Raw genomic sequence first — 12,582 nt, 5'->3', positions numbered from 1 at the left:
GCCCCCCGTCCGGCAAGAGCCGCCGCATACGGTCCGCAGAACAGGCTGTCCATCATGGGGAACAAGTCATTTGCGGTGGTCAATCATCCATTTAACCTTGCGCTTAGCTTCGCTAAATGCTGTTTCTTCGCTGTCCAGGAGCAGATCCTTGCACTTGCAAACCGGCCCATTCTGAATTTGATAAGACCAGGTCCATCCACCATTTCTCACCTCTGAAACATCGATCGAATAATGGAGGCCTTTGTATTCAAATTGATGCGTCATGTTCGCCATGCTGCCGGGAAGAGAGTTCTTGTACAGCCAGTCTTGCAAGATCGTGATGACAGCATGGAATCACTTACCGCCGTCGATCAGATGTTTCGCGAACGCCAATCCTTGATCGCGAGCGGCGTGCCATGTATTGGACGGCTCAAGCTCCGGCGCTTGCTGCAATACTCCGTCTATCAAAACGGCCCAGCAATACTTCCCGCCTCGGGCAATCGTGCTGGTGACTTTGATCGCACTTCCTTTATGCTCCGTCTCGAATTGCGGCATATATTTCCCATAGATAGTTTTCAAAAGGAAAATTTACCATGTCAAACAGACACTTCATACTGGTAAAAATACAAGCTATTGCTGTAGGATGCGGCGCCGACTGCTGTTTATCGCATTTTGGTATTCCTGATGATGACAGGTTTCTCCAGGATACAGCAGACATACATTCTTTTCTTATATCTAAGGCCACTTGCCGAAATCGCGAAAAGTGGTATCTCACATACTTGATGCGACATTCTTTTTTTCGTTTAACGCCTATGCTGATTTCTATTACGAGCATTGCAAGAAAAGAAGATTTTTTGATTGAATCTCGTCGCCTCATGGCATTAATTTTGTATAAAAATTTTCCACTCGCTTTTCAAATTCATCACACTTCTGAAATTGAAATTTCAGATGTTTTGCAAGTGGCATGATAGTCATAGTAAATTTCCTAAACCACTTGACTACCATTTTTGGTGATCTCATCCTCAGTCCAGCTGCAAGTTTGAAAATTGTATAAACATATAACAGACTCAGCTCAGGGAGTACGTGGATGTTTGCTGGATGTGCGGAAAATTGGCAACAGTGCGGCGGGGAACAGAAGTGACAGACGGGATATCGCCTGCCTGCACGACGATGACGTTATCTATCCGAGTTATGGAAAAACGCTTGCAGGCCTATATATCCTTATAAAAGGCTGCGCAACTTTCATCCCGCATATTTGTTTTCATTCTCACGCTCTGGCTTACTTCTCGTACATCATTATTTTATCGAGGAGAAGAGACGCATGAGAACAAGAGTATGCAGCACCTTGGCGCTGGGACTGATCAGCGGGATGCTGGCAGGTTGCGGCAACGGCGGTTCGTCAGACGCTGCGGCCACCAGCCAGAAGCAGTTTGTCGCCAGCGCAAAATCCAGCGTGCCGGTTTGCGCCGCCGCGTGGGATGCTGTCACCGCCTATAACAAAGACAATATTGCCAGTTATAGCAATGTCAACTACACCGCAAACTGGTGGACGCAAGGGAATAATCCTTCCACCAGCAACGGTGTTAGCGGCAGCGGACAACCGTGGACATCCGACGGTGCTTGCAGCGCTCCAACCCCGACGCCTACTCCAACGCCCACACCGACTCCGACTCCGACTCCGACACCTACACCTACACCTACACCTACACCTACACCTACACCTACACCTACACCTACACCGACGCCAACTCCGACGCCTACCCCGGCACCTGGCTGTGTGCTCTGGACTGACGGCGGTTCTTATACGGCCGGCGAAGTAGTCAGCTATAACGGTTCGACATATACGGCATTGGTCACTCAAACCGATTATGCCGGCGCGGGCTGGAATCCGGCTGCATCGCCGACCTTATGGAAAGCAGGCGGCGCTTGCGGCACACCTACTCCAACACCAACGCCGACTCCAACTCCAACTCCAACTCCAACACCGACTCCGACTCCGACTCCAACACCAACACCAACAGGTTTTGTGTTTAGCCCATACAAGGATGTCACGGCCGATGCAAACTGGAATACCGGCACAATGCAAAGTACGGCAACCGGCACATCGTTGCCCGTCACCACCGCCATGCCATCGCATAACACCGTGCTCACCTGGGCGTTTGCAACTGCCGGCTGCGGCTCGGAGAGCTGGGGTGGCATTTCGCCGGCTATGATCGCTTCCAACGTGCAGTCCTTCGTGTCGGCCGGCAAGAAATACATAGTCTCCACCGGAGGTTCTGCAGGAGCATTCACCTGCACTTCTGATGCTGGCTTCGACACCTTCATCAGCACGTATAACTCCGCCAATCTGATCGGTATTGATTTTGATATCGAAGACGGCCAAAGCCAATCCGACATCAACAATCTGGTGGCGCGCGTCCAGGCGGCCCAGGCCAAGTACCCGAACCTGCGCTTCAGCTTCACCATTGCGACGAATGCAACCAGTCAGAGCGGTTCGTCGGTAGCGGTGGACATGGGATCGGCTTCGCCTAACCCGCTGGGTTCGATGGGCATAGCGGTGATGCAGGCGATTCAATCCGCCGGCCTCAAAAACTACTATGTCAACCTGATGACAATGGATTACGGCTCAACTGGCGCGGCCACCTGCGTGGTAAGCGGCGGTGCTTGCCAAATGGGGCAATCGGCGATTCAGGCGGCGATGGACTTCCATGGCTACTATAAGATTCCATATAGCCAGATCGAACTGACGCCGATGATTGGACCAAACGATACTGCTGGCGAGACTTTCACCATCGCCGACGTAGATACCTTGTCAGCATGGGCCAAAGCGAACGGGATCGCCGGCTTGCACCATTGGTCGTTCGACCGTGATACAAGCTTGTCATACACCAACGAGTTCATCAAGGCTCTCGGACTTTGATTGGAAGTTGCTTTAGTACGGAGCCGGCTCGCGCGAGCCGGCTTTTTTGGCGCCTCAGCTTACGACAGGCAAACAGCATGGCGTTGCGCCAATCCAGGCTCACTCAATTTAACAGCCCCTAGGAAATCATGACAAAATCGGCACTTTCCTCTCTTCCCAACGAATGGCAAAGCTGGATTACGGAAAACCTTGCCCGTTCCTGCGAACCGGATGGCATGGTCAGTTTGCTGGTGCGCGACGGTCGCTTCGATATCGGCCTGGCGCGCGCGGCAATCGAAGAAGCCAGCAATGGCGCCTTTACCGCCGACGTTCCTGCTGCCAAGGAAATGCCCTATATCGATACATCGGCAAATGTCATACGTACCGCCGATCGCGAGGTAAAGGTTTTGCTGACCTTGCGTCAACCGCATATTGTATTGCTGGGCAACGTGCTGAGCGACGAGGAATGCGACGCGATGGCTGCCTATTGCGAGCCGCGCCTGGTGCGCTCCCCGGTGGTCAATGACGCCGACGGCAGCATGCAATTGCATCAGAATCGCAGCAGCCGCGGGACGATGATACAACGCGGCGAAACGCCACTGGTCGCCCGGGTGGAGGCGCGCCTGGCCGCGCTTGCCCATTGGCCGGTCGAGCGCGGAGAAGGCATGCAAGTCCAGCATTATCAAGCCACCAATGAATACCAGCCGCATTTCGACTGGTTTGATCCTGCATTGCCGGGTCCCCGCAAGCACATGGATCATGGCGGGCAGCGCCTGGGAACCTTTATTCTGTATCTGAGCGGAGTGGAAAGCGGCGGCGGCACGTCATTTCCCTCGATCGGACTGGAAGTCTTTCCGAACAAGGGCGGCGCCGTATTTTTCCTGAACACGGATAAACAGCATCTTCCCGATACGTTAACCTTGCATGCAGGCAGTCCGGTGATCGAGGGTGTGAAAGTGATTGCCAACAAATGGCTGCGAGCGCGCAATTATTGATACGCTTTTCAGCAAAAAAATTAATAAGCACATCGCCGTTGGCGATGTGCTGTTGTCGATCTCAGCATGAGGCATCAAAGTCGACGCCGCCATGGCGCCGTAAAATCATGCTTTCGATCCTGCCTACGCATTCAGTCAACTGACCGACACCTTGGCATCATTGATGCCACGCCCCGATACCACCCATAATATATATAGCAGCACCACCGAGGCAACGCCAAAGACCCAGATGCCAAGGTCCTCGCCGCTGATCTGGAATAAGCGTGATGGCGTGTCGGCATTGCAAATCATGCTGGCGGCGCTCATGCCGATATAGTGCATGCAGCATACTGCCAGCCCCATCACTATAGCGGCTATGAACCGATGTGACAGTTTGGTCAAATTGAACGCCAGCCACAGCGCGGCTGCCGCTGCAATGATCGCAATGACCACCGAAATGCCGACGGTGACTGGATCCAAGGTCATGAATGCACTCAAGCGCATTGCGTACATCCCCATATAGTGCATCACGCATACGCCCAGTCCCGCCAGAAAACTACCTGCCAGCCAACCGGATACTGTAAATTTCCCGCCCTTCCCGGCCAGATAAAGAGAGGCCCCAGAAATCACAATCGCCGCAACCAGCGATATGACAGTCAACAACAAATCATAGGTAATTGGTATTGCCAGACGATAGGCCTGCATACCGATGAAATGCATTGACCAGATACCGATGCCACCAAGCGCCACCGCGGCGCAAGTGGCAAATTCCCGATCCAGCGTGCCGTTTTTACGAAACATCCATTTAGCGGATTGCAAGGCGAGCAGAGAGCCAAGAAATGAAGTGAAATAAGACAGAAGTACCAAGGCCAGTGAATATTTCGGCACCAATAACTGACCTAATGCTGATTCCATCGCACATTCTCCTTTTTTAAGTGAAATTTTGGCGCCCTCCCCGTTTTCGGGCGCGTTAAAAACAGAACAGCGAGCATAAAAATGTCAGCTATGCCGCGGACTGGTTTGTCCTCAGATACACCCGGGCAATTCCGTGTTCCTGGCAGCGATGGCAAATCCAGCGCCGGGACTTGTTACGCATTACAAAGCCGCCATTCTGAACCGGCACTTCGCCCTGATGGTGTGCGCAAAATCTCATCCCCGTGACTTTCGCGGTTGCCAGGGTTATCAACTCCAGTCTGTCAGGCCGCTGCAGATCAGTTGTCATGAGCAATCTTCTTTCCACGATAATGAAGGACATCCGTCGTCGGGCAGGCAAACCGTGACGGGCGTGCTAAAAGAGCCGACTCTTGCGAGTCGGCCCTGCACTGAAATGACCCTGACTACAAACCAAGATCGCTCAGGAATGCCTTGCTAAAGCCCAGCGTTCCTGCCGATCCATAGGTATTGCAGGTCGGCGAGGCAGAACCCGGCGCGCAGTCTGTGTCGCGATCGACAGACCAGAAATGCACACCGGCCAGCCCGTTTTGCTTGGCGAAGCTCGCCAAGGTCGCGGCGTCGGTGATCGAGAAGGTTTCATTGCTTGAGTCGTTGCCGCCTATCATCGGCGTTACCTCAATCTGGCTGTACGGGACGCTGTACTGGTTGTGCAGATCGATTGCCGCCTGCACCGCTGACGCTCCCATATCGCAAGCACCGCTGCTGCTGGTCATGCAATTGCCGCCAGCCGGGCTGCCGTAATCCATGGCCATCAGATTGATGATGTAGTTAGTCATGCCATAGGTCTTGATGGCACTCATCACCATTCCGCCGTAATAGCCAAGCGCCGGTGAAACGTTGCCTCCCAATGTCGCCACGGTGAAGCTGAAGCGCAGGTTCGGATAGGTCTTCTGGGCAGTCACTGCGCGCTGGACAAGATTGTTGACATCGGCCTGCGATTGACCTGCTTCGATATCAAAATCGACTCCCACCATGTTAGCGGAGTAGAAGGTCTTGATAAAGGTCGCAAATGCGGCATCACTGGTGCAGGTGAAGGAACCGGCCGAGCCGCCTGTCGAGACAATGTATTTTTTGCCGGCGCTGACCCAGGCTGGCACGTTGGACGCCACCATGGCCGATGTCATGTTGGTTGCGCCGTTGTTGGCGGTGCCCCAGATTTCACTGCCGCAGGCGCCGGTAGCGAACGCCCAGGTCACGGCTGGGAGGTTCGATGGCATCGCAGTCAGCAGCGACTGCGAGGCGCCGGTGACATTCGTAGTCAGCACGTTTGTCGTGGCATTGAAAGCCAGGCTGGTGTCCTTGTATGGACTGAAGACAAATGCCGCTGGCGTTGGTGTTGGCGTTGGTGTTGGCGTTGGTGTCGGCGTTGGCGTTGGCGTTGGCGTTGGTGTCGGCGTTGGCGTTGGCGTTGGCGTTGGCGTTGGCGTTGGCGTTGGCGTTGGCGTTGGCGTTGGTGTCGGTGTCGGCGTTGGTGTCGGCGTCGGTGTGCTGCAGGTACCGCCTGCTTTCCATAAGGTCGGCGATGCCGCCGGATTCCAGCCCGCCCCGGAATAATCGGTTTGAGTGACCAATGCCGTATATGTTGTACCGTTATAGCTGACTACTTCACCGGCCGTATAAGAACCGCCGTCCGTCCAGATCACACAGCCAGGTGCCGGGGTAGGCGTCGGTGTCGGAGTTGGCGTCGGAGTTGGAGTTGGAGTTGGAGTTGGAGTTGGAGTTGGAGTCGGAGTCGGAGTGGGCGTTGGAGTGGGCGTCGGGGTTGGTGCGCCGCAGGCGCCTTGCGAGGTCCATGGCTGTCCGCTGCCGGTAACGCCGTTGCTGGTAGACGGATTATTCCCCTGCGTCCACCAGTTTGCCAGGTAGTTCACGCTGCTGTAGCTGGCTGTTGCGCCGGTTTGATAGGCGATAGTGGCATCCCACACGGCGGCGCAAGCCGGCAAGCTGGCCTTCGCGCTAGAGACGAATTGCTTCTGGCTGCTACTCGCGGCGTCTTGCGTACCACCGTCGCCGCAAGCTGCCAGCAAGCTGCCGATCAGTCCCATCAATACGGTATTGCATACTTTTGTTTTCATGCGTCTCTTCTCCTCGATCAATAATGATGCGCCAGCAGCAAGTCAGAATTGGAGAATGAAGACAAACATATGCAATGGGAATCAGACTTCGTCCCACAAAGGCACAAAGACCAGAACACATTTTTCCGTAACTTGGATAGAGTACGCCGTCGCCATGCAAGCAGCAGATCGTCTCTAACCTCTGTCCCCGACCGCACCGTTGTCAACTTCCCGAGAATCCGACAAGCGTCTACGCTCCCCAAGTAAAGTCATTTATATTTTTTTGCAGCTGGCTGAGAATGCGACCTGCGAAATTGAACGTCAAGTGGTTTGGAATATTTTTCGGGCTTACCATGCCACTTGCAAAGCATCAGAAATTTCAGCTATAAACTTCTACCAACCTCAATATATAGAAGAAATTTTTCATTCGTGATTCGACGTTGCTCAGCTATGCGTTTCCATCAAAAACGCACTCTGTTCCGTCAATTGCACGAAAATTCCGACAGTAGTGGGAAATGAGAAAAGACTGCAGCGGCAGCGCGTGCCATACCACTTTCTTGATTTCATTATGTGGTCTTAGATATGGAAATGTCATCTGAGATTGTCTCGACACCATCGGCTACATTCGTAATGTCGCCAGGTTCGCCTTGATAGCTATCCAGCTCTCAAGGTGAATTTTCAGATCACTCAATATCGTGAGTGGGAGATTGGAGTGATCGATGTGGCATTATTCGACGCTGGCATCTTCGTGACCAAGTCTCCTTGAGGGACATCGCCGGGCGCTCAGGCATCTCCAGAAGCACCGTCAGGCGTTATTGACGCGCTGCCGTCATAGAGCCGGCTTATCTGAATTTGCATCTTTGCAAATTCCTCCCCTATACACCTTAAGCAATCCATAGACGCGCAATCTCACGAGCCAAGCCGTGTAATCCGTGACCAGTAAGGACACCCAGCTTTTACACTTTTCCACCCAAATCATCTCGGCGCTAGTTGGTTCAATATTTCCACCTGATATAGAGAGCCACCGCCACCGGGATCAAAAATACCACAAGGAAAATGGGTAGTTCATCGGCCACCGGATAGCCGGCCCGGGCCACCCCGAACCACAGGTTCGCCGCCGCTCCGAACAGCCACAACACAATGAACACCACGACCGCAGCGCCGATAGCGCCAGGTCCGCCGAGCATACGCCCGATACCGAGACAGATAACCAGCAACAACAGACCGGATGCGATCACCTTAACGGTATGCATGGGACATTTCCTTTTTGGTCAAGGTTTGAGAATCTCGGAATAGAATTGCACGCCGCGCCGCAAATGCAGGTCGAAATCGAAACCCTGGCGTATCATCTCGTTGAAATCTTCCAGCCGGATCTCCATCACGTAACTATCGGCGCTAGCCACCAGGCGCGAAGCAACGGCAGCTGTGTGTACTGTGTCAGCGCCGTACCAGTTGCCCGGATCCGCGTGACCGATTGGATACTTGCGACCGTCCGTCTCGATTTGCCAGCCGCCGTCCAGCAGCACCCAGAAACTGCCGGGGTCGCTGCCGCTACCAGTAATGAGATTGCCCTTGGCGGCTTCCCATTCCTTCGAATGGTCGATGACCCATTGCAGCTGCTTGCGGTTGAGTCCGGTGAAGAATGGCGTCTTAGCCAGCAGATGCAGATAGGTGATGGATGGTTTCATACTGCCTCCTTGCGATGCCAACGCGGCGATTTTCGGACTGGCTGCCGCTGCCATTGGCAGCACCGAATGCTGTGCGACTTGCAGATCTGCGCTCAAGCGGTCACCCGCGGGCTGAGCAGATCTTCCAGGGCGATGCCGCGTGATGCCCCCGTGACGATCGCTGCTTGTTGACTTGTGTTGTTCACTTGAAATTCCTTGATGCTGGTTTTTAGCGTTACTGAAAAGCCGCTTCGTCACTTCCGATGAATTTTTTGTGCAACGCAGCAGGTACATCATGCCGGTTGATTTATTGTAGATAAACCACCTGAAACTGATTTCACAATTCAGCAACCATCAACAATCGCCTTAACTCCCGTGCGAGAAAAGCAGCTGATGTTTCAGGCATCCGATTTCGAGAATATGGAGTGCTATTTTGTTACGCTCTGTAGCACGGTAAGCTTGCCGTTGCGCATACCGACGATTTGCATCGCCGTATGCGCATGATTATTTTTATCCATGGCGAAGGCTCCACCAGAAAGAGACGGCATTGTGCTCGCCTTCAACGCTGCCTGAATGGCCTGCGGAGCATCGGAACCGGCACGACCGATGGCGTCGGCGATTAGTCTTGTCGCTTCGTACGCGAAGAACGCGCGTTGTGTTGGTGCAATGCCATATTTGTCTTGATAGGCGCGAGCAAAGGTTGCCACCTCCGGGACCAACGGCGTGAACGCGGATATTCCCGACGCTTGCTCAAATTCACGCGAGGCCAGGAATTTGGGAGAAAGGGTCGCTGCGGCAACTGAAAAATCAATGCGCCCTGCCAGAGGAATTTTTCCGCCGCTTTGCTCATAGGCGCGGAGAAATGCGGCGCTCGAATTGGTCAGCACTGTAAGGATACGATCCGGGGCAGGCGCCGCAAGCTTCGCGATGACATCATCGATGTCCGTTGCACCACTCTTGATTACTTGCGTGGCGACGGCAGCAATTCCCGATTCAGCGGCAACCGATTCCATGGCATGCGCGCTTGCAAGACTGAAGGCATTGTCGTCCGCGACAATTGCCACGCTGCGAACGTTCTGCGATTTCAACCAGCGCATCGTGGCCATTGCGATGTCCAATTCTGACGGATTGGTCTTGAAAACATACTCGAAACCACCAATGCCCCCCGCAGTAACGAATTCCTGCCCGGCAGAGATATCGATCACAAATGGAATACGCGCAGCGTTTGCGATCGGCATCACTGCTTTTGTGACAGGGGTTGCCAAGGCGCCCAAGAGTACCGAGACGTGTTGTTGTTCAATAAGGCGTCGCGCCGCGGCAATTCCGGTCGCTGGATCTGCAGCGTTATCGGCGTAGCTCGCTTCCAGCTGGCGGCCAAGCACACCGCCAGATTTGTTAATCTCGTTTAGCGCCAATTCGACGCCATACTGTTCGCTTTGTCCACGATCAGCGTTTGGCCCGCTCAGGATGGTTGTCACTCCAATCCGGACCGGAGGGGCGCCGAACGCGGGCACTCCCGCAAACACGCAGCACGATGCCAGTAAGCTCAACAAAAATTTCATTTCCAACTCCCTGTTTCAGTTTTCTCTTAACGAAAAAATTGTACTTGCCCCAGATACCAGTGAATATGCTCTATTGGAAGATTCAGTATTGACTGGCAGTGAGAACTGATAGCCTTGCAAGCTCGCGGCAAGCTGCTCTACGCGCCCAAGTCCGGCGGTGACTGTGCCGCCGACAATTTCGCCGTGGCCAGCGCACCGGCAGGCTCCCGGGTTACGCTCCCACTCAGCGACTGATAATATGCTGAATAATATTTCCAGTTCACACCATAGGTGTTAAATAACCATGCTTGATCGCGTAACAGGAATGCAGGTTTTTTCTCGCGCCGCCCGGGCAGGAAGCCTGTCGGCCGCCGCGCGACAGCTGATGCTGTCGCCAGCGATGGCCACCAAGCACGTGGACGCGCTGGAGCAGCGCTTGGGCGTGCGATTATTCCACCGTAGCACCCGCAAGCTCACGCTGACCGAAGCGGGACAGCAGTACCTGGAGGTTTGCAACCGATTGCTGCCTGATCTGGAAGAAGTGGAAGCCGCGATTACATCGCAGCGCCTGGAAGCTACCGGGCTGCTACGGCTCAATACACCGCTGTCATTCGGCGTGCGTTACGTGGCGCCGCTCTTGCCAGCTTTTAACAAACAACATCCAAGAGTCACCGTGGATCTCGGATTGAATGATCGCGTGGTCGACCTGATCGAAGAAGGCTGGGATCTGACGATACGGGTGGGTCCGTTAAAAGACAGTCGCCTGGTGTCCAGAAAACTGGCCGACAGCGCCATGATCGTTTGCGCAGCTCCCGGTTATTGGGCGCAGCATGGACACCCGAAGCTCTGGTCCGACCTGCAAGCCCACAACTGCCTCAGCTTCACGCTGTCAAACCTGTCGCGGCCGGACGAGTGGCATTTCGGCAAGGCTGGAGATCGGCGCGTTGCTGTGAAGGGAACTTTGCGCACCAACAATGGCGATGCACTGGTCGCTGCCGCCGTCGCCGGGCTTGGCGTTCTTTACGAACCAGAGTTCATCGTCGCCAATGCTATCCGGGGCGGCGAACTGGAGCGGGTCACACTGGATGCCGACAGCGCAGATCTCGGCGGCATACATCTGGTCCGCTCGTCGGACCGGGCGCCGCCGGCAAAGGTCCGTGTCATGACAGACTTCCTGCTCGCGGCGTTCAACGCCAATCCTCCCTGGAAGATAAGCTGATATCTCGCACTCTGTCCGGCGCCCTGCTTCCCTATCTGAACCAGATACCAATCATCTGCCAGAGCATTTCGCATTTATCCCGCAACATGAACCAACACCTTACCCACAGAATGTCCCGACGCAACATGTTCAAGGGCACTACCAGCTTGTTCAAAGCGATATACTCTATCAACGACCACTTTCAGCTGTCCGCTTGCCACCAGCAAAGCGATCCCATGCAACGTTGCCGAATTGTTGGCAAGTGGCGCAAAGGCACCGCGAATCTTGCCACGAATATCGCCACGATTCCCAATCACGCGATCGATTAGCGAAACCAGAACGCCATCTGGCTTGATAACGCTCCACGAGCGTTCTTGCGTTTCCCCACCGATCGGATCCAGCACTAGGTCGACGTCTGTCACGTGCTGCGTAAAATCGTCTTTCTTGTAGTCGATTACTTCGTCTGCTCCCAAATTTTTGATCAGTTCATGATTCTCCAGAGATGCAGTAGCAATCACGTATGCGCCGGCCAGTTTTGCCAGTTGTACGGCAAACGAACCCACGCCGCCAGATGCAGCATGGATCAAGATTTTTTGTTTGACGCGCAGACATCCTATATCGAACAAAGCCAGCCATGCCGTACCAGCCGCCGTAGGCAAAGCCGCCGCACTCTTGAAATCAACGGCCTCCGGAATTGGGCACAAACCGTGCTCAGGAGCGATGGCGTATTCGGCGAATGCCCCGCCAACCCGAGCATCAAGGCGGCCAAACACTCTGTCACCGCATTTGAAACGTTGAACCAGCTCGCCGGTTGCCTCGACTACTCCTGAGATGTCAGTCCCGACGGTATAAGCAAAATCCAAAGGAAAGATGGTTGCCATCTGGCCGGAGAGCAACTTAAGGTCGAGAGGATTTGCGCCGGCAAACTCTATTCGCACTCGCACTTCATGCGGTCCTGGCCGCCTGAGCTCGCACGCCAGCATCCTTACATTATCAAGCGATCCATATTCGCGGAAGCGCAAAGCCTTCATAATTTTCTCAGTCATTAAAGTCATGTTGAATGCAACCCATCTGCAGAGATGGAAAACCTAGTCACATTCAAATCCTACATTTCATCCCCTTAATTGATAACCCAGCACCATTAAATTCAGTTCGCACCAGCAGAAGGAAATGTATCGCCTAGGTAAGCGCCATAATGTCATCCACGCAGCAGGTGCGGTGCTGATACGAGCATTTTTTCCCAGACATCGACTGAAAAAAAATGTCTTCAAGTGCGGCAATCCAGTTTTTAGTGCGACAGACACTTGGCAGGAATC

The 12,582-nt window shown here is 54.0% G+C and carries 12 protein-coding genes; 4 read left to right on the top strand and 8 right to left on the bottom strand.

The features are described 5' to 3' along the window. Positions 1–66: 66 nt before the first annotated feature. Positions 67–264, bottom strand: coding sequence for a hypothetical protein (locus BCF11_RS21235; RefSeq protein WP_143751402.1), 198 nt, complete (start codon positions 262–264; stop codon positions 67–69). A 69-nt stretch (positions 265–333) separates the two neighbouring features. Next, the gene (locus BCF11_RS21230; RefSeq protein WP_098496499.1) at positions 334–558 is read right to left on the bottom strand and encodes a hypothetical protein; all 225 of its coding nucleotides are present in this window, start codon (positions 556–558) and stop codon (positions 334–336) included. Positions 559–572: 14 nt separating this feature from the next. On the opposite strand from BCF11_RS21230, the gene BCF11_RS27720 reads away from it, so the two are divergent. The 3 genes from BCF11_RS27720 to BCF11_RS21215 all read left to right on the top strand — a co-directional run bounded on the left by BCF11_RS27720 (position 573) and on the right by BCF11_RS21215 (position 3,873). Continuing rightward, a complete protein-coding gene (locus tag BCF11_RS27720; RefSeq protein ID WP_143751401.1) occupies positions 573–947 on the top strand; it encodes a hypothetical protein in 375 nt (124 codons plus the stop codon). Positions 948–1,300: 353 nt separating this feature from the next. Next, positions 1,301–2,899 carry a carbohydrate-binding protein gene (locus tag BCF11_RS28400; RefSeq protein ID WP_233212578.1) on the top strand — a complete coding sequence of 533 codons (1,599 nt, stop codon included), beginning with the start codon at positions 1,301–1,303 and terminating at the stop codon, positions 2,897–2,899. Positions 2,900–3,027: 128 nt separating this feature from the next. Then, the gene (locus BCF11_RS21215; protein ID WP_098496498.1) at positions 3,028–3,873 is read left to right on the top strand and encodes a 2OG-Fe(II) oxygenase; all 846 of its coding nucleotides are present in this window, start codon (positions 3,028–3,030) and stop codon (positions 3,871–3,873) included. A 135-nt stretch (positions 3,874–4,008) separates the two neighbouring features. Here BCF11_RS21215 and BCF11_RS21210 read toward each other — a convergent pair whose 3' ends face one another. The 5 genes from BCF11_RS21210 to BCF11_RS21185 form a co-directional block, all read right to left on the bottom strand. Continuing rightward, on the bottom strand, positions 4,009–4,767 hold the full coding sequence (locus BCF11_RS21210) for an MHYT domain-containing protein (RefSeq protein ID WP_098496497.1): 759 nt from the start codon (positions 4,765–4,767) through the stop codon (positions 4,009–4,011). 422 nt (positions 4,768–5,189) lie between these two features. Continuing rightward, entirely contained in the window at positions 5,190–6,881 is a 1,692-nt protein-coding gene (locus BCF11_RS28395) for a carbohydrate-binding protein (RefSeq protein WP_233212577.1), read from the bottom strand. Between the two features lie 974 nt (positions 6,882–7,855). Then, on the bottom strand, positions 7,856–8,113 hold the full coding sequence (locus BCF11_RS21195) for a hypothetical protein (protein ID WP_098496496.1): 258 nt from the start codon (positions 8,111–8,113) through the stop codon (positions 7,856–7,858). 18 nt (positions 8,114–8,131) lie between these two features. Continuing rightward, entirely contained in the window at positions 8,132–8,548 is a 417-nt protein-coding gene (locus BCF11_RS21190; protein WP_143751400.1) for a cyclic nucleotide-binding domain-containing protein, read from the bottom strand. Positions 8,549–8,955: 407 nt separating this feature from the next. Beyond that, entirely contained in the window at positions 8,956–10,089 is a 1,134-nt protein-coding gene (locus tag BCF11_RS21185; RefSeq protein WP_098496494.1) for an ABC transporter substrate-binding protein, read from the bottom strand. Between the two features lie 283 nt (positions 10,090–10,372). On the opposite strand from BCF11_RS21185, the gene BCF11_RS21180 reads away from it, so the two are divergent. Further along, entirely contained in the window at positions 10,373–11,287 is a 915-nt protein-coding gene (locus BCF11_RS21180; RefSeq protein ID WP_098496493.1) for a LysR family transcriptional regulator, read from the top strand. 74 nt (positions 11,288–11,361) lie between these two features. Here the strand turns inward: BCF11_RS21180 and BCF11_RS21175 are convergent, their stop codons facing one another. Continuing rightward, on the bottom strand, positions 11,362–12,321 hold the full coding sequence (locus tag BCF11_RS21175) for an NADP-dependent oxidoreductase (RefSeq protein ID WP_233212576.1): 960 nt from the start codon (positions 12,319–12,321) through the stop codon (positions 11,362–11,364). Positions 12,322–12,582: the final 261 nt, after the last annotated feature.

The sequence above is a fragment of the Collimonas sp. PA-H2 genome (assembly GCF_002564105.1).
GTDB lineage: Bacteria > Pseudomonadota > Gammaproteobacteria > Burkholderiales > Burkholderiaceae_D > Collimonas.
This window is presented reverse-complemented; position numbering and strand designations above follow the sequence as displayed.